The organism is Streptomyces sp. NC-S4, assembly GCF_054353315.1.
The window spans coordinates 197,932-214,606 of record NZ_CM135937.1 but is presented as its reverse complement, the minus strand read 5'-3'; the positions used below and the strand labels follow the sequence as shown (position 1 = coordinate 214,606).

At 71.6% G+C, this 16,675-nt stretch carries 14 protein-coding genes; 7 read left to right on the top strand and 7 right to left on the bottom strand.

The features are described 5' to 3' along the window. Positions 1 to 3 precede the first annotated feature (3 nt). Entirely contained in the window at positions 4 to 552 is a 549-nt protein-coding gene (locus ACXNSR_RS01050; RefSeq protein WP_458640225.1) for a GNAT family N-acetyltransferase, read from the top strand. A gap of 29 nt (positions 553 to 581) precedes the next feature. Here ACXNSR_RS01050 and ACXNSR_RS01045 read toward each other — a convergent pair whose 3' ends face one another. Next, on the bottom strand, positions 582 to 2,189 hold the full coding sequence (locus tag ACXNSR_RS01045) for a phospholipase D-like domain-containing protein (protein ID WP_458640224.1): 1,608 nt from the start codon (positions 2,187 to 2,189) through the stop codon (positions 582 to 584). 194 nt (positions 2,190 to 2,383) lie between these two features. Here ACXNSR_RS01045 and ACXNSR_RS01040 point away from each other — a divergent pair, with 194 nt between their 5' ends. Then, positions 2,384 to 2,719, top strand: a complete 336-nt coding sequence (locus tag ACXNSR_RS01040) for an ASCH domain-containing protein (RefSeq protein ID WP_458640223.1) — start codon at positions 2,384 to 2,386, stop codon at positions 2,717 to 2,719. 49 nt (positions 2,720 to 2,768) lie between these two features. On the opposite strand, the gene ACXNSR_RS01035 is transcribed toward ACXNSR_RS01040, so the two are convergent. Both ACXNSR_RS01035 and ACXNSR_RS01030 read right to left on the bottom strand, forming a co-directional pair. Beyond that, positions 2,769 to 4,652: an ATP-binding cassette domain-containing protein gene (locus ACXNSR_RS01035; protein WP_458640222.1), complete on the bottom strand. Its 1,884-nt coding sequence runs from the start codon at positions 4,650 to 4,652 to the stop codon at positions 2,769 to 2,771. 383 nt (positions 4,653 to 5,035) lie between these two features. Beyond that, entirely contained in the window at positions 5,036 to 5,590 is a 555-nt protein-coding gene (locus ACXNSR_RS01030) for a flavoprotein (RefSeq protein ID WP_458640221.1), read from the bottom strand. Between the two features lie 284 nt (positions 5,591 to 5,874). On the opposite strand from ACXNSR_RS01030, the gene ACXNSR_RS01025 reads away from it, so the two are divergent. From ACXNSR_RS01025 to ACXNSR_RS01015, 3 genes are all read left to right on the top strand, one after another. Beyond that, positions 5,875 to 6,381 (top strand): hypothetical protein, encoded by a 507-nt coding sequence (locus ACXNSR_RS01025; protein ID WP_458640220.1) that lies wholly within the window; start codon positions 5,875 to 5,877, stop codon positions 6,379 to 6,381. A gap of 213 nt (positions 6,382 to 6,594) precedes the next feature. Further along, positions 6,595 to 7,452: an NmrA family NAD(P)-binding protein gene (locus tag ACXNSR_RS01020; RefSeq protein ID WP_458640219.1), complete on the top strand. Its 858-nt coding sequence runs from the start codon at positions 6,595 to 6,597 to the stop codon at positions 7,450 to 7,452. A 68-nt stretch (positions 7,453 to 7,520) separates the two neighbouring features. Further along, positions 7,521 to 8,531 carry an AraC family transcriptional regulator gene (locus ACXNSR_RS01015; RefSeq protein WP_458640218.1) on the top strand — a complete coding sequence of 337 codons (1,011 nt, stop codon included), beginning with the start codon at positions 7,521 to 7,523 and terminating at the stop codon, positions 8,529 to 8,531. 36 nt (positions 8,532 to 8,567) lie between these two features. Here the strand turns inward: ACXNSR_RS01015 and ACXNSR_RS01010 are convergent, their stop codons facing one another. Then, entirely contained in the window at positions 8,568 to 9,071 is a 504-nt protein-coding gene (locus ACXNSR_RS01010; RefSeq protein WP_458640217.1) for a GNAT family N-acetyltransferase, read from the bottom strand. A 194-nt stretch (positions 9,072 to 9,265) separates the two neighbouring features. On the opposite strand from ACXNSR_RS01010, the gene ACXNSR_RS01005 reads away from it, so the two are divergent. Further along, entirely contained in the window at positions 9,266 to 9,808 is a 543-nt protein-coding gene (locus ACXNSR_RS01005) for an anthrone oxygenase family protein (RefSeq protein WP_458640216.1), read from the top strand. Between the two features lie 52 nt (positions 9,809 to 9,860). Here ACXNSR_RS01005 and cpt read toward each other — a convergent pair whose 3' ends face one another. Further along, the gene (cpt, locus tag ACXNSR_RS01000; RefSeq protein ID WP_458643521.1) at positions 9,861 to 10,382 is read right to left on the bottom strand and encodes a chloramphenicol phosphotransferase CPT; all 522 of its coding nucleotides are present in this window, start codon (positions 10,380 to 10,382) and stop codon (positions 9,861 to 9,863) included. Positions 10,383 to 10,507: 125 nt separating this feature from the next. Here cpt and ACXNSR_RS00995 point away from each other — a divergent pair, with 125 nt between their 5' ends. Then, positions 10,508 to 12,679, top strand: coding sequence for a TerD family protein (locus ACXNSR_RS00995; protein WP_458640215.1), 2,172 nt, complete (start codon positions 10,508 to 10,510; stop codon positions 12,677 to 12,679). A 185-nt stretch (positions 12,680 to 12,864) separates the two neighbouring features. Here ACXNSR_RS00995 and ligA read toward each other — a convergent pair whose 3' ends face one another. Both ligA and ACXNSR_RS00985 read right to left on the bottom strand, forming a co-directional pair. Further along, complete coding sequence (ligA, locus tag ACXNSR_RS00990) at positions 12,865 to 14,928, bottom strand: NAD-dependent DNA ligase LigA (protein ID WP_458640214.1); 2,064 nt, start codon at positions 14,926 to 14,928, stop codon at positions 12,865 to 12,867. Positions 14,929 to 15,033: 105 nt separating this feature from the next. After that, entirely contained in the window at positions 15,034 to 16,590 is a 1,557-nt protein-coding gene (locus ACXNSR_RS00985; protein WP_458640213.1) for an APC family permease, read from the bottom strand. Between the last annotated feature and the right edge of the window lie 85 nt (positions 16,591 to 16,675).

The window sequence follows — 16,675 nt, the reverse complement described above, 5'->3', positions numbered from 1 at the left end:
CCCATGATCAATATGCCGTCGCGCGTCGAACTGAGCCCGCTCACCCCATCCGACCAGGACGAGTTCTGCACGCTCGTGCGGGCCAGCGCCGAGCTGCACCGGCCGTGGATGCAGCTGCCGGCGACCGCGCAGGAGTTCCAGGTCTGGACGCGCCGCTTCGACGACGGCACCAACCTGGGCTTTCTTGTCCGTGTCCGGGAGACCGGCACGGCCGTCGGCATGGTCAACATCAACTCGGTCATCCGGGGCCGGTACCAGGGCGCTTCCCTCGGCTACGCGGCCTTCGCCCCGTCCGCGGGGCGCGGGTACATGACCGAAGGGGTCGCCGCCACCCTGCGGTACGCCTTCACCGACCTGCGGCTCCACCGGCTGGAGGCCAACATCCAGCCGGCGAACACGGCGTCCCTGGCCCTGGTCAAGCGGCTGGGCTTCCGCTGCGAGGGGCTCTCGCCCGCCTACCTCTACATCGACGGGGACTGGCGGGACCACGAACGCTGGGCCGTCACCGCGCCGAGCCCCTGGACACCCGATCCGTCCCTGCCCGAGGTCTGAGCCGTACGGCGCCGCCCGAGGGACATGCGCTACGGCGAGCCGGCCAGCAGCCGGCGCTGGTGGATCCGCGCCGGTTCGTCGTAGTACTTGTCCGACCAGTGCCCGGCGACGAGCGGCACCGGGGCTTCGACTCCCGTCTCGGGGCCGGGCGTCGGCTGGTGCGAGGCCAGGCGGAGCGAGTCCCGGAAGCGGTGGTGGTTGAACAGGCGGGAGAACTCGGTGAAATAGATCTCCGCGAGGCCGTGGTCGCCCCGGATCACCAGCATGTTCTCGTCGTTCTTGTTCGCGGAGGGATTGCTGAAGTTGGCCGAGCCGGTGACCACGACCGGATCGTCGCCGAGCGGGTCGATCAGCAGGTACTTCGTGTGCAGGTACTCGATGTTGTGGGAGAACGGATTGATGTGCTCGGCCGCCCACCCCTTGAGGCCGCCCTCCTCGACGAGGCCGCAGGCCACCAGCTCGGTCTCGGGATCGCTGACCAGGCTCCGGTGCGCGTCGGCTATTTTGGCGTTCTCGAACAGCAGCCAGCGCAGCGCGGGGTGGTCACCGGCGAGCTGGTCGGCGAATCGGGGATCGAAGTTGAACGGGAACGTGATGCACAGCAGGTCCCGGGCCGATCCGAAGAGAGCGGCGTAACGGTCCTGCGCCGTGGTGTGCGTGTGCGGGCTGAACACGACCGATATGCCGGCGGGCCAGGGGTCGGGCATCGGGTTCTCGGCGTCCACCCAGTTGTTGAGGGTGCCGGGCGTCGGGTCCGCGACGAGCTGGTCCCAGTAGTCACGGTACTGCCGGGCGACCGAAGCATCGGTGACGGTGTGTCCGACGTTGGACTGCCCGAAGATCCCGTTCTCGGTGATGTTGGTCGATCCGGTCCAGACGGCCCGGGGCACACCCTCGTGGCTCGCGATCACGAACTTGTTGTGCGGGATCGTGGCCCGGGTCCGCCAGGTGACGACGAGGTCGTCGATGCCGGCGGCGGCCACCGCTTTGCGGTTGTCCGGGTGGTCGAACACGACGAGCCGGACGTCCACACCTGTCTCCGCGGCCACGCGGAAGGCTTCGAGCACGGGCAGGTACTCGAACTCGTACAGCGCCGCGTGGAGCTGCCACCGGTCGCCGTCGGCGGTGCCGATGAAGGAGAGCAGGGCCTCCTCCAGGCCCCGCGACAGCCAGCGCCAGGCCGCGCGGTGGGGGATGTCATCGGGGTGGCGGTTCTTGAAGCGTTCGGCGTAGGCCTGTGAGGCGTACACGCCACGGTTGAACCAGACACCGTGGACGCCCGGCTCCTCGGTCCGCACCTGGAGCTCGACGGTCGAGACCGGGGTGAGTTCCTCCCCCGGGGTGCCGGTCATGGAGTGCACGCGGTAGGTGTAGGTCTGCCCGGGTTTGACGCGGTAGTCAGCCCAGGAGAACGTCTGGAACGGGTTCCAGTTGGAGCCCCATCGGCGTCTTGCCTGGGGGAATCGGAGCCGGTTGTCGAGCCAACGGTGTTGGCCCTCCGTGTGGTCGAACCGTTCGACACCGAAACCGAGGACGTCACCCATGGCGGCCCGGTCGTGGTCGAATCCCAGGACCACCACATGCGTTCCCGCGATGGCCTGTACGCGCAATGGCCCGGAACTGCTTCGTGCCCTCATGCCCACGCCTCCCGGTCCGGCCGTCGGCCGTCTCGTCATCGGGTTCAGATCGCGGTGGTGGGTTCGCTGTCGTACGCGGCGCCCGGGACGTCAGGGCGTCGAACCGCCAGGACGTCAGGACCAGCTTCACCCCGCGCCGGGCCGAGCGCACCCCGACGAGCGCGCCGTCGTCCGGCAGAGGCTAGGGTTTGCCGATGAACCCGCAGTCCCTGTACTTCCATCCCGACTACCTGGACGCCGTACGGGCCGGCCGGAAGACGACCACCGTCCGCTTCCGCGACCCGGTGGAGACGGGCCCCGTCAGCCTGGTGTTCGAGCTGGACGAGGAGGTCGTCCTGCCCGGTGTCGTCACTCAGGTCACCGAGAAGACGGTCGCGCGGCTCAGCGAGGCGGACGCCCGGGCGGACGGCTTCCGTGACCTGGCCGAGCTCCACGGCAGACTCCGCTACCACTACCCCGGTATCGGACCGGCCGACACCATCACCGTCGTCCACTTCCGGCAGGAGCATCAGGCCGGCGGCGTCGGGTGACCACGCCCGGGGGACGCGCGGGACCGCGCGTCCCCCGGACGTCATCGGACTACCGGTCCTGCGAGAGCCGGACCAGCTCGGCGAAGGAGCCGTCGAGTCGTACCAGCTCCTCGTAACGGCCCTGTTCCGTGATCCGTCCCGCGTCGAGGACGATGACCCGGTCGGCGAGGCGGCAGTTCTCCATCCGGTGGGTGACGATCACCGTGATCCGGTCGTCCTTCATGTCCCGCAGCCCGGAGAACACCATGTGCTCACCGCGCGGGTCCATGGCCGACGTCGGCTCGTCCATGACCAGCAGACCGGGCTTGCGGTGGAACGCCCGTCCGCACGCCAGGCGCTGCCACTGGCCGCCGGACGGTTCGTGCCCGCCCCAGACCGAGCGGGCCAGCAGGGTGTCGAGGCCGTCCGGGAACTCCTGGACGGCCTCCCGCATGCCGACCGCGTCCAGGGCTTCCCAGACGGCCTCCTCACCGCGCGGGCCGGGCTGGCCGAGCGTGATGTTCTCCCTGGCGGAGAAGGGCCAGTACCCGTACGACTGGGTGACGAGGCCGACGTGCTGCCAGGCGGTGCGCTGGTCGGCGTCGGAGGTCGGGACCCCGTCCCAGGAGACGACCCCGGACGTCGGGGCGGTCAATGAGGTCAGCAGCCGGATCAGGGTGGACTTGCCCGCGCCGTTCTCCCCGACGACGGCGATGACCTCGCCCCGGGACAGGGTCAGGGAGACCGGTCCGAGCGAGGGCGTGTCCTTGCCGGGGTAGGTGTACGTGGCCTCCTCCAGGCGGATCTTCTCGGGCGCCGCCTCCATGACCTGGGGTCCGCGCGGACCGGACTTCTCGGCGGCCTCGGCCACGAAGGTGGTGTAGTCGCCGAGGTAGAGGGCGTGCTGGAACATGGCCGCCCCGTACACGACGAGCTGCGAGAGGGCGGCGGTGGAGGTCCGCATGGCGACGATCGCCGTACCGGCCGCGGCGATCGCCATGTACCCGCCGACGACCAGTCCGGCGAGGGCCCCGTAGGTCGCCACGACGAAAACCCCCGAGGCGGCGGCCGCGATCAGGTGGACGGTGAGGTAGCGGGGCGCGGAGCCGACCATCCTGGAGTCGATGCGCTCGCAGACCGCCGCGTACCAGTGGTGGGCGTAGGGGCGCATGCTGTTGCCGCGCAGCTCGTCGGCGAGCTTCGGGGTGGTCAGGTGCCAGCGCATCATGTGCTTGATGTTGCGGGAGGCGACCGTCTGGTTGTGGAGGCGGTAGTCGAGGCGGGCGGCGTAGACCGAGCCGAGGCCGCGGGGGACCACCGACAGCAGGAGCAGCGGCAGCAGCACGGGGTGCACCACGGCGAGGACGGACGCCACGGCGACCATGTCGATCAGGCCGCCGGTGAAGCCGAGGGCGTCCTGCAGCAGCATGGCGGAGCGGGCGGATCCGGTCTCGGCCGCTTCGGAACGCTCCGTGAAGTCGGGAGCGTCGTACGCGGCGAGTTCGACGTCCATGTGGGCGTCGACCATGGCGAGGTCGGCGAGGGTGGCCATGCCGGGATTGAGGCGGCGGGCCGCGCTGCCCGAGGTGATGGAGGCCAGCGCCCCGAGCGCCGTCATGGCGGCCGCGACGACCAGCGGCCAGGCCGCCGCCGAAATCCGTTGCTCGATGCCGTCGCCGGTCAGGAGCGGGACCATCGCCCGCGAGATCGCCGCGAGCGCCGCCGCCGTGCAGATCCCGCCGAGGATCTGGGCACCGACCAGTACGTGGAACGCGGTGCGGTTGACGGCCAGCGCGAGCCGCGCGGTCTGCCGGAGGGCGGACGGGACACGGCGGGCCATCTGCCCGAGCGACAGCGCCTCCATGGTCTCGTTGTGCTGGCCCCAGGTGTACTTGAACTCCGGTGGGGCGGGTGGTGCGGCGGTCTTGCGGTTCTCGGTCTGCTGCTCGGACATGCTGCCTCTCCTTCAACCGGGTTGTCCTGGAGGCCGGTTCGACGCTCGCAGCGCATGCCGGAGAAGCCCGTCTCCACGGTGTGCGGAGGGGCGGCTGCGTGGTCGCGGGAACTGGAAGCAGTGAGTACAGCGCAGGCCGAGGTCCGGAGCAGCGGGATCTGGCCTACCTCGCGGCGACGGCTCCCCAGCCGTGGCCGCTGATCGTGTTCGGGCGCCGTCGGGCTCCCGGGCGCGGACGCCCGGGAGGTTGGCCGGAACCCGCCGGTACGGGGATCAGCCCACCGGAAATCGCTTGCGGGCCCGCGGCGCGGCTCCGGCGTCCGCCGGCTCCGGGCGCGCTGGGGCAGGCAGCGCGGGGGCCGGCGAGCAGCGGCGGAACTCCCTCAGAGCTGGGGCACAAAGTGGTCGAGGGCGTCCAGGGCATTGATGGCGGTGGGCCAGGGGAAGTGGAGCGGGGCGTCGGGGTCGGCCGGGTCGGAGGTGTATCCGGTTTCGCCGTGGAGGAGCTCGACTCCGGCGTTGCGCAGGGTGTTCAGGGAGACCTCGAACTGGGGGTGGGCCGCCAGGGCGGTGTTGGTGCAGGGCATCGCGATGACGGGCGTGCGCTTGCCGGTCGCTTCGGCGGCGAGGCCGACGACGAGGTTGTGGGTCAGGCCGAGGGCCCACGCGTTGACGGTGTTGAAGGTGGCGGGTGCGAAGAGGAGGGCATCGGCCTCGGGCCATACGTCGGGCTGGCCGGGAAGCTTGTACTGCCAGCGGACGGGATGGCCGGTGAGAACGGCGAGTCCGTCGAGGCTCTCGGAGAGCCAGTGCGCGGCGGTGGGGGTGAGGCCGAGGCACACGTCCCAGCCGCGGGCCTGGGCGTCCTCGATGACCCGGGCGACGTCGAAGACGGGCGGGGCGGCGGAGCAGAGCAGGTGGAGAGTCTTCGTGGTCATGCCGCAATATGATCACATGCTTCGGGCGGGATCACGCCTCCCGGAGCAGGGCCAATTCCGTCGGCACCGGACTCACCGCGGTGCCGGACGCCCGCCCGGACCTCGAACTCCGTACCGTCCCCCCGCTGTGCTGCTCCCGTCCGGCGATCGGCCGCCTCGGCCCCAGCAGGCCCGCACGGCGCGGAGGGCGGCTCCCGGGTCCTGCACGTGCGGGGCCCGCCCGGATGGGGGAAGCTGGTCTAGCCGAACCGCCGACAGCGGGACAGAAGGGCGAGGAGGGCCTCGTGGATACCTCAGAAGACGGACGGCTCATTCGTGCACCCCGGTCCCGGTCCCGGTCCTGGTTCCGGTCCAGGGTGCGGACCGCCACCGTTCTGTGTGCGGCGGCGGCTCTTGCCGCGGCCGCCGTCCCGGCCTCCGCGCAGAGTCCCCGGGCCGTATCGGCTCCGGCGGAACCCCTCGTGGTCGTCGACTGCTTCTCGCAGTCCCAGGTACGCCCCGAGGAGTACCTGCTGGCCTGCGGGGACGGCAACAACCGGCTCGTCGGGCTGAAGTGGGACACCTGGGGGCCGAAGACCGCGACGGCCAAGGGCACCGACATGGTGAACGACTGCGTTCCCTACTGCGCCGCGGGCCGCTTCCGGTCCTACCCGGTGACGGTGACCCTGAGCGCTCCGGAGCCCTGGCCGGGCCACCCGGACGTCCAGCGCTTCACCACGATCCGGCTCCTCTACACGGACACCGCACCGGCCCCGGTCCCGAAGGACGTCACGTACAAGCTGGTGTACTGACCGACCCGGGCGCGCAGACCCGAGCCCGTACGGAACCCGGAGCCGCCGCGAGCGGCTCCGGGTCCCGTCGTCGGCCGGGCACTTCCTCCCCTCCTGCGGCCCTGTCGTCCGGTTTCCCGGAGTCCCCACCCCGAACGGTCCGGTGGACGTACGCGTATGCGGCTGAGCTCTTCGGCTATGTCGCGTCTCGTGTCGCTGGATTTGACTGGGGGCATGACGAAGACGACGAAGAACGCGAACGCGGCGCAGGCCACCGGCGGCATCACCCTGGTGATCGGGGGTACCGGCAAGACCGGCCGGAAGGTCGCCGAGCGGCTCACCGCCCAGGGCCGCCCCGTCCGGGTCGGATCCCGCAGCGGCGAGCCGGCTTTCGACTGGAACGACCCCGCGACCTGGATTCCGGCGCTCGAGGACGTGGACCGGGTGTACGTGACGTACTACCCCGATCTCGCCTTCCCGGGGGCTGCCGTTCAGGTGGCGGCCTTCGCGGAGGTGGCGGTGGCGGCCGGGGCCCGGCGCCTGGTCCTGCTGTCGGGGCGCGGTGAGGAGGCGGCACGGCTCGCCGAGGAAGGGCTGAAGGCTTCCGGCGCGGACTGGACGGTCGTCCGGTCGAGTTGGTTCAACCAGAGCTTCGACCAGAGCTTCTTCCTCGACGCCGTTCGGGCCGGCGAGATCGTCCTGCCGACGGCGGACGCGGTCGAGGCCTTCGTCGACACCGGGGACATCGCCGACGTGGTGGTGGCCGCGCTGACCGACGACCGGCACATCGGCAGGACGTACGAGCTGTCGGGGCCGCGCCTGCTGGGCTTCGAGGACGTGGCCGCCGAACTCTCGAAGGTGACCGGCCGTGAGATCACCTATGCGCCGATCCCGATGGAGGACTATCGTGCGGTGCTGCGTGAGAACGGGCTGCCGGAGGAGTTCGCCGAGCTGTTCACCCTGATCCTGGACGGGCGCAACGCGCACCTCGTGAACGGGGTCGAGGAGGTGCTGGGGCGGCCGCCCCGGGACTTCTCGGACTTCGCCCGGGAGGCGGCGGCCACCGGCGTCTGGGGCGTCCGGGCCCTCTGATGCGGACCGGCCGTGCCCGCGCCCGGGCCGGTGCCGGGGTGTTGTTCCGTCATGGGGAGGATGTGCGTATGGACATGCTGGCCGGTCTCCTCACGGGCCCGCAGGCCCGGGGCGCGTTCCTGCTGAAGTCGGTGCTCGACCCTCCGTGGTCGGTGCGGATCGAGGACCGTGCCCCGCTGTCGGTGGTGACGATGGTGCAGGGCTCTGCCTGGCTCCTGCCGGACGGCCGGGGCGCCGATCCGGTACGGATCGGCCCCGGGGACGTGGCCGTCGTACGGGGACCCGAGCCCTACACGGTCGCGGACCTGCCGGACACCCCCGTCCGGATCACGGTCGGGCCGGACCAGCGGTGCAGTACGCCGGAGGGCGAGGACGTCTCGGATTCGATGGCGCTCGGTGTGCGGACCTGGGGCGTCGCCCGCCCGGGCCCGGGGGCGGCCGTGATGCTGAGCGGCACCTACCAGGCGCCGGGCGAGGTCGGCGGCCGGCTGCTGGGCGCGCTGCCCACGATCCTGGTGAGGCCGGCCGGGACCGCCGACTCCACCCTGATCGCGCTCCTCGCCTCGGAGATCTCCAGCGAGGAGCCGGGCCAGGAAGTGGTCCTGGACCGGCTGTTGGACCTGCTGTTGATCGGGGTGCTGCGGGCATGGCTCGCGGCACCCGGGTCCGGCGCCCCGGGCTGGTTCCGGGCGCAGGGCGATCCGGTGGTCGGGCCGGCGCTGCGGCTGCTGCACGAGAGCCCTGCGCACGGCTGGACCGTGGAGGAGCTGGCCCTGAAGGTGGGCGTCTCCCGGGCGTCGCTGGCACGCCGCTTCACGGAGGTCGTGGGCGAGCCGCCGGTCGGATATCTGACGGGCTGGCGCCTGACGCTGGCGGCCGATCTCCTGCGGGAACCGGACGCCACGGTGGAGAAGGTGGCCCGCAAGGTCGGCTACAGCAGCGCCTTCGCGCTGTCCGCCGCTTTCAAGCGGGTCCGCGGAGTCAGCCCACGGGAGTTCCGCTCAGGAGCGACGGCGCCCGGTGCGGCGATCGTGCAGGGTCCGCGGGGCACGGTCGTGCTCGGCCCGGCCGTTTCCTGAGGCGAGCACCCGGGGCACCGGATCGCTCGGCGGCCGTCAGGTCCCGTCCGGGGCGAGGGAGAGCCTGGCGACGCGCTGGTCACCGGTGAGTTCGCCGGTGGGGCGGAAGCCGAGGCCGAGGTAGAAGGGCTCGGGGCTGTTGGCGCCCGTGTTCCAGCTGACGTACGCGTCGTGGATGCCGCGGGCCCGGATCTCTTCGGTGGCCGCCCGGACGGCGAAGCGGCCGTAACCCTTGCCCTGGTGGCGGGCGTCGATGTTGAGGCGCCAGATGCCGCTGCGCCGGTCGTCGGGGTCGGCGGCCGGGTCCCAGACGATGTCGTGGAAGGCCATGACGAAGCCGACGACCTCGTCGCCGTCGACGATGGCCCGGGGCCAGGCCGTCGTGGCGTGCACGTACGCCTCGGCGAGCGACTTCATCACGGGGGAGACCAGATGGGCCTGGTCGGGGCGGACCTGTATCGCGCAGACCGCGTCGAAGTTGTCGCCGGTGACGGGCTCGAGACGCAGCGGGCCGGGTGCTTGGGTGTTCAGGACTGGCATGGCCCCAGCGTATCCCCGGCTCCGGCGTTCCCCGGGAATGCGCAGGAGCGGCTAAAGATTCGCCCAAGGGGTCGGTGAAACCTGGCAGAACATCGAACAGGTGATGTCACGATCGGGCGTTCGTGTCCAGAAAGCGTCGCACCGCACTGCATCGCACCGTGCCGTATTGACTGTGGGAAGAGGACGAAAGCCGAATGACCAGCAACCCGACGCCGCACGTTCCCGACCGGCCGCGGAGCACCCCGCTCGCCGCCACCCTGATCACGCTGTCCACCGTACTGGTGGGCCTGATGGCCGGGCTGTTCTTCGCCTTCGACGTTTCGGTGATGCCGGGTCTGGCGGCCGGTGACGAGGCGACCTACGTGACCGCGATGCGCGCCTTCAACAAGGCCATCGACGGCAATCCGCTCTTCGGCTCGGTGTTCCTGCTGGCCCTGCTGGCGGCTGCCGCCTCGGCGGTCGTGGAGTACCGCGGCGGCCGCCGCACCACCGCCCTGTGGGTGGGGACGGCCGCGGTCGCGTACCTCGCCGTCCTGGTGATCACCTTCGGCGTGAACATCCCGCTCAACAACGAGCTCGCCGACGGGGGCGCGGTCGAGCAGATGACGGACTTCTCGATCGTGGAACGGTTCAAGACCACCTGGGTCACCACCAACATCGTCCGCACCCTGCTCTGCACCGCGGCCCTGGCCGCTCTCGCCCGCGCGACGCTGCTCCACGGCCGCGCCACGCGCTGATCGCACGGGCGCATCTGCCGGGGTATCCCTTCGCCGGGAGGGGATACCCCGGTCAGCCGGCCTTAGAGGCGATGATCCGTGCGCACTCCAGGGATTCGGTGCGCGTGGTGTTCACCTCCAGGTCGTAGGCCACTCCCCGGTGCACGGCGTCCGCCTGCGCCGCGGCCATTCCCCGGACCCGGTCGCCCCGCGCGATCTCCCGCCCCGCGGCCACCGCCCCGTCGCACCGCACCCCGACCCACAGGACCGGCACGTCGCCCAGCGCCTCCCGCCACCGCCGCTGGGAGGCCGCGCCACCGAGGAACACGTCGTCGATGATGATCCGCGCTCCCGCACGGGCCATCGTCACGATCCCCTCCGTCCAGGCCGCCTCCAGCTCCCGGAAGGCCGCCCCGACGGTCACCGTGCCGTCCGCCGCGATCTCGATCCCCTCCTCCGCCTCACGCATCGCGGCCGGCAGGGCGTCGACGAAGGCATCGCACCCGAACGCCAGCCACGGATCCGGCAGCACGGACTGCAGGCAGCGGACGATCCCGGACTTCCCGGAGCTGGAACCACCGTTGAGAATGATCATCTGAGTCATCGCGCCACAGTAGGCCGCTTCCCGTCCGGAACCGAGCGGTATTCGGCGCACACCGATCCACCCCGGCCCGGGAAAACCGGGTGCGGCCGCCCGTACGTCCTTGGGATCATGCCGGAATGGTCCACCGACTCGACCCTCTGGTACTCCGGCACACCCACCGCATCCCCCGCCCCACGGGACCCGTCGGGGAAGGCGGCGTCGCGGCGCAGCAGTTCGACGCCGCGCTGATGTCCGTGGGCTTCAAGCTCTCGGCGCAGCTGCTCGAGCACCTGTCGGGACTTTCCGGGCGGACGGTCGTCGACACCGCCGAACGGACCCTGGGCACCGTCCGCGAGATGGTCGGGGACCACGTCCAGCACAACGTGTACTTCATCGACTTCCCGGCCAACGTGCCGGACACCTTCGACTTCTGGATGCGGTGCATTGCGGAGGCGCTCGCCGACGACGACGCACGCACGAGCACGCTGGAGCAGCTGAGCACCGGCGTCGTCGACCTGCTCACGCTCCCCTCGTACGGGAACCACCGGCACACCTACGCCGAGATGCTGACCCACCACGACGAGCTGATCGCGGTGGCGGGCGACCGCATGACGGTCCTGCACCTCGGCGGCGCCCCGGACGACGAACTCACCTCCCTCTACCTGGCCCTGGCGGGCAGCACCACACCCCTGGGCGAGGACGGCCTGCGGGACCTGCGGGACCTCGCCGGCCACTGCGCGGACGGACCGCAGCCCGAGGAGATCCCCGTACGGGAGAACCGGGCCGTGGTCAACGAGGCCCGGCTGAACGCCGGTGCGGGCCTCCTGCTGGACACGGTCACCGACGTGCTCCGGCTCGCCTGTTCCCTCGCCGGCGGTGACGTGGCCCTGCAGGAGCCGACGCGGCTGCGCGGGCTCTCCCGTCCGGTGCGCCGGGCCCTGCTCGCCGGCCTGGACACCGTGGTCGCCGCGGCGCCCGCCAAGCTCGCCGACGTGCACGCGCACCGCGAGATGTGGAAGCGGCTCGGCGAGCGGCTGCACCCGCACGAGTACCCGCAGTGGCCGCACGCGGCCGACGTGTTCGCCGTCGCCCGCGGCGAGAAGACGGTCCGCACCTTCGACAGCCGGGTGGAGGAACTGCACGCCCGGCTCGACCCCACGGGCGCGGCCGAGCTGCTGAAGAGCGCGCCCGGCAAGCTGCTGCGCTCCCTGGACCGGCTGCTGCGCTCCGCCCACACCCAGGACGAGCGCGACGCGGTCGCGGCCGCCGCCGAGCAGGCCCTCCCGGACACCTCCGGCCGGGTCCTGCTGTCGGTGCGCGAGCACCTGCACAACCGCGGGCAGGAGACCGGCGAACAGCGGGTGTTCGTCAACCGCTCCGGCCGGGCCTGGGTCACCGAGGACACCCGTCCGCCGGTGTTCGCACCCGAGCGGGGGCGGATGATCGCCGCGATCGACGCGGAACTGCGCCGCCGGATGCCCGCCGCGGAGCACCTGCTGATCGACCCGGACGTGCTGGACGTGGCACTGCCGCTCAGCGGCAGGGCGACCGCGTCCGGGCTCGGCGTGCTGCCGCGCGGCTCGGTGTCCCGGGTCGACGGCGAACTGCTGCGCTTCTTCGTGTACTGGAAGCAGACCGCGCGCAGCACCGACTACGACCTGTCCGCGGCACTGCTCGACACCGACTACTCGACCGTCTCCTGGCTCTCGTACACCAACCTGACCGAGATCGGGGGCAAGCACTCCGGCGACATCACGAACGCGCCCCACGGGGCCTCGGAGTTCATCGACCTGCACCTGGACGCGGTGCAGGCCACCTGCATCGTCCCGCAGGTCAACATCTTTTCCGGGGAAGGCTTCGAGGAGGTCGAGGAGTCCTTCTTCGGGTTCATGCTGCGCGAGACCGAGCAGAAGGGACGCCCCTTCGAGCCGCGTACGGTGCGCATGAAGTCCGATCTGCGCGGTCCGGGCCGGGTCGCGCTGCCGCTGGTGTTCCTGCGCGGGTCCGACGGCCGGTGGCGCGCCAAGTGGCTGCACCTGTGCCTCACCGGATCTCCGTCGTACAACCGGGTCGAGGACAACCGCGTGACGGTCGCGACGCTCATGCGCGCCGTCGTCGAGCGCGAGCAGCTCACCGTCCGTTACCTCGTCGAGCTGATGACCGGCAGCGCGACGACCGTCACCGTGTGGGACGGGAAGAGCGTTCCGGCGGGACCCGTCACCTACCTCGGCCTGGAGCGGCCGGAGAAACTGCACCCGGGGTCGCGGATCGTCACCCCCGGAAACCTGCGTGACCTGATCCCCGCCTGACTGTTAACGTGGCCGTGGCGAGGCCATGAAGGGGCTTCCTTCTCAACACTCCCAAAGTAGCCTCTTCGCTTTCCTCGCCGCCTACTCGAGACCTCCGGCCGTCTCCGCAGCACGCGGGACGGCCGGAGGTCTTTCCGTGCCGGACGCCGGACGCCGGACCGCCGGCCGGCCGCGATCGGCCCGGCTCAGCCCAGGAAGTCGGCGATCAGCTCGGCGAAGGCCTCCGGGGTGAGGACCTCGACACCCAGCTCGGCGGCCTTGACCGCCTTCGAACTGGGCTTGCCGCTCGCGGAGGGCGCGGAGACCAGGATGGTGGTCTTGGCGCTGACACTGCTGCCCGCACGCCCGCCCGCCTTCTCGATCAGCGCGTTCATCGCGTCCCGCCCCCGGCCTTCGAGCGCTCCGGTCATCTTCCCGGTCACCACCACGACCTTCCCGGCCAGCGGCCCCGACTCCTGCGCCGCCGCCGCTTCCTGAGGCTCGCTCATGTTGACGCCCGCCGCGGCGAGCTTGTCGATGACCGCGGCCAGGGCGGCGATCTGCTCCACGATGACCGGGGCCTTCTCCGGGCCGATGCCGTCCACGGCCTGCATGGCCAGGGCATCGGCCCCGCGGACGGCGTCCATCGTGCCGAAGTGCCGGGCGATCCGGCGCGAGATGCTGCGCCCGGTTCCCAGGATGCCGAGCGCGCAGACGACACGGCTCAGCGGCCGGGCCTTCGCCGCCTCGATCTGCTCGGCCAGCTTCGCCGCCCGCTTGGCGCTGCCGGAAGCGGTGGTGAGCTGCTCCGGGGACAGGGTGAACAGGTCGGCGACGTCCGTGACGTCACCGGCGTCGACCAGAGCCTTGACGTACGTCCTGCCCAGCCCGTCGATGTCGAGCATCTCGCGTCCGGCGGCGTACTCGATGAGCGCCGGCAGGGCGCAGGCCGCGCCCTGCGCGCAGCGCCACCGCTCCTGCGTCTTGTTGATCTCCCCGCCGCAGTTGGGGCACGCCTCGGGCAGCGGCACCTCCGTCGCCCCGGCCGGGCGCAGCGCCACCACGGCGGCCTGGACCCGCGGGATGATGTCGCCCGCCTTGTAGACCGTCACGGTGTCGCCGAGGTGGAGGTCGCGGCGCCGGATGTCGGCCGGGTTGTGGAGGGTGGCCCGGGTGACCGTGGACCCGTCGATCAGCACCGGGGCGAGCACGGCGGTCGGGGCGAGCACCCCGGTGCGTCCGACCTCCCACACGACGTCCTCCAGCACCGTCTGCCGCTCGACGGCCGGGAGCTTGAAGGCGACGGCGAAGTAGGGGAACCGGCTGCCCAGGCCCGCCGCTTCCTGCTCGGCCGCGTCGTTGAGCTTGATCACGACCCCGTCGATGCCGAACGGCAGCCCCGCGCGCAGGGCGGCGATCTCGTCGACCCGCTCCTGCGCCTCGGCGAGGGTGGCGACCACGTGCAGTCCGGCCGGAGTGTCCGCGGTCGTCCGGACTCCGGCCCGAGCGACCGCGGCCAGCGTCTCGGCGTGCGTGGCTCCGGCGGGCAGGAACGATTCCCCGTCCAGTTCGACCGCGCCGTACGTCCAGAACGTCATCATCAGCCGGTACGGGCGGTCCTTGGCCCGCAGCGTGCCGGCCGTGCCGTTGCGGGGGTTGGCGAAGACCTGCGCGCCGTGCGCCGTGCGGACCGCGTTCGCCGTCTCGAACTGCTCCTGGGTGAACAGCACCTCCCCGCGCACCTCGAAGGTCGCCGGCACCGGCAGCCGCTCGGGCAGGCCCTCGATCTGCCCGATCACATGGCTGACGTCCTCCCCGGTGCTGCCGTCCCCCCGCGTGATGATCTGCACCAGCCGCCCGGCCCGGTACCGGGCCGCGACGGCCGCGCCGTCCAGCTTCGGCTCGACGGTGAACCCGCCGGCCGGGGTCTTCCCGAGCCGTCTCTGCAGGGACTCGCCCCACGACAGCAGACCGTCGGGGTTGAACACGTTGTCCAGGCTGAGCAGCCGGGTGGTGTGCGCGACATCGCCGGCCGGGGCGGCGCCGTCGCCGACCTGCCCGGTGGGGGAGTCGGCGGCGGTCTCGTCGGGGTGCTCCGTCTCCCACGCCAGCACCGCGAGCCGGAGCAGGTCGTAGGTGGCATCGTCCATCGGGCTGTCGCCGTCGGCGTAGTACGCCCCCGAGGCGTCGCGCAGGCGCCCGAGCGCTGCCTCGTAGGCGGAGCGGCCGGACGTGCTGGACAGCGCCTGATCGGCGGAAAGGTTCGTCATGGGAGTGATCCTCTCGCGTGCCACTGACAATCGCCCCGGCCCGCCCGCCCCCGGCTCCTCCCGGTGGGCGTGCGGGCCGTCACGGCCCGCCCGCCCACCGCGTGTTCAGCCTCGTGCCGCGGGCTCGGCCGCCCGCGCCGCGGCCCCCTCCGTCGTGTCCGGCAGGTCCGCCGGACCTCCGGGGACGGCCGGGCGTTCGTGGACGGTCGGACGCTCCGCCCAGAAGGTCCCGGACACCGCGCGCCGGGCGAGCATCGTCAGCAGCCCCACGAGGCTCAGGCCCAGGGCGATGACCAGCGGCGGGCCGAGGCCGAACCAGGAGGTTCCGCCGGAGGAGTTGGCCGGGTCCGCCATGTCGACGACTGCCTCGACGAGCAGCCAGATCAGCATCCCCGCTCCGATGAGGGGACCGGCACCGATGAACAGGAACTCGCGCACTCCCGCCGTCAGCAGGCGCCGGTGGTACACCGCGCAGGCGATACCGGTGAGGGCGTAGTAGAAGGCGATCAGCAGGGAGAGGGCCGTCAGCGAGTCGGCCAGCGCGTTCTCGCTGACCTGGTGGATGAACAGGTACCAGACGGTGGCCGTGCCCGCGACCCACCAGGTGCTGACGGCGGGGGTGCGGTACCGGTCGTGGATCAGACCGAACCGGCGGGGAAGGGCGTGCCTGCGCGCCATGGACAGCGCGGTACGGGAGGCAGGGATGATCGTCGTCTGGGTCGAGGCGAGCGCCGAGGTGGCGACCGCGAGCAGGACGATCCAGTCCCAGCCGCCGAGCGCCTCGCGGGCGAGGGAGGCGAAGACGGCCTCCTCGTCGTCGGCGTGCGCGGCGAGATAGCCGGTGCCCGCGAACGCGACCACCGCGAAGGCCACGGAGACGTAGGTGCCCAGCAGCACCACGGTCGACCAGATGCCGGCCCGGCCCGGGGCGGAGGAGGGGTCCTTGGTCTCCTCGGTGAGGTTGACGGCCGACTCCCAGCCCCAGTAGACGAAGACACCGAGGAGCAGTCCGCCGGTCAGCGCCGTGCTCCCGGCCCCGAACGGGTCGAGCCAGTCGGCGGACGGGCGCAGCGCGCCCGGGGAGCCGGTTCCGGCGTAGACCCGGTACAGGGCGACGGCCGCGAACACGAACAGGCAGACGGTCTGCAGCAGTACGAGGACGTTCTGCAGACGGGCCGCCGCCTGGGTGTCCCGGACGCACAGCGCCGACATCGTCACGATCACCAGCACGGTGAATGCCTGGCGGATCAGCGTGTTCCCGGCCCAGCCGTCCAACCCGACGGCCAGCAGGCCGAAGTTGACGGCGACATCGGCGAGCGAGCCGACCACCAGCACCCCGGTCATGGTGATCGCCCAGCCGCCCAGCCAGCCGGCCGTGGGACCCAGTGCGCGCGTCACCCACGAAAAGGTCGTGCCGCAGTCGGGGTCGGCCCGGTTCAGGTAGTAGAAGGCGGAAGCGATGAGCACCATCGGAACGAACGACGCGAGCATCACCCCGGGGGCGTGGACGCCGACCAGGGCGACGATCGGCCCGATCACGGCGGCCAGGGAGTACGCCGGCGAGGTCGCGTTCAGCCCGATGGCGAGGGCGTCGACGAACCCGATCGCGTTCGGTCTGAGCGTGGCGGTGGCGGCGGGCGTCCGCGGGGTGTCTTCGACCATGGTCCCTCACTGGGTGCACTGTGAACGGGGCGTGAATGCGATGAGGAAACCCGTGCTCCGCACAGGGGGTCAATGGTGTTGGCAT

What these genes read in the sequence shown, in the direction of transcription:
- ACXNSR_RS00995 (WP_458640215.1), top strand. Translation starts at nt 10,508, where the DNA reads ATGGTCCACCGACTCGACCCTCTGGTACTCCGGCACACCCACCGCATC.
- ACXNSR_RS01010 (WP_458640217.1), bottom strand. Translation starts at nt 9,071, where the DNA reads ATGCCAGTCCTGAACACCCAAGCACCCGGCCCGCTGCGTCTCGAGCCC.
- ligA (WP_458640214.1), bottom strand. Translation starts at nt 14,928, where the DNA reads ATGACGAACCTTTCCGCCGATCAGGCGCTGTCCAGCACGTCCGGCCGC.
- ACXNSR_RS01015 (WP_458640218.1), top strand. Translation starts at nt 7,521, where the DNA reads ATGGACATGCTGGCCGGTCTCCTCACGGGCCCGCAGGCCCGGGGCGCG.
- ACXNSR_RS01040 (WP_458640223.1), top strand. Translation starts at nt 2,384, where the DNA reads ATGAACCCGCAGTCCCTGTACTTCCATCCCGACTACCTGGACGCCGTA.
- cpt (WP_458643521.1), bottom strand. Translation starts at nt 10,382, where the DNA reads ATGATCATTCTCAACGGTGGTTCCAGCTCCGGGAAGTCCGGGATCGTC.
- ACXNSR_RS01035 (WP_458640222.1), bottom strand. Translation starts at nt 4,652, where the DNA reads ATGTCCGAGCAGCAGACCGAGAACCGCAAGACCGCCGCACCACCCGCC.
- ACXNSR_RS00985 (WP_458640213.1), bottom strand. Translation starts at nt 16,590, where the DNA reads ATGGTCGAAGACACCCCGCGGACGCCCGCCGCCACCGCCACGCTCAGA.
- ACXNSR_RS01005 (WP_458640216.1), top strand. Translation starts at nt 9,266, where the DNA reads ATGACCAGCAACCCGACGCCGCACGTTCCCGACCGGCCGCGGAGCACC.
- ACXNSR_RS01030 (WP_458640221.1), bottom strand. Translation starts at nt 5,590, where the DNA reads ATGACCACGAAGACTCTCCACCTGCTCTGCTCCGCCGCCCCGCCCGTC.
- ACXNSR_RS01045 (WP_458640224.1), bottom strand. Translation starts at nt 2,189, where the DNA reads ATGAGGGCACGAAGCAGTTCCGGGCCATTGCGCGTACAGGCCATCGCG.
- ACXNSR_RS01050 (WP_458640225.1), top strand. Translation starts at nt 4, where the DNA reads ATGATCAATATGCCGTCGCGCGTCGAACTGAGCCCGCTCACCCCATCC.
- ACXNSR_RS01020 (WP_458640219.1), top strand. Translation starts at nt 6,595, where the DNA reads ATGACGAAGACGACGAAGAACGCGAACGCGGCGCAGGCCACCGGCGGC.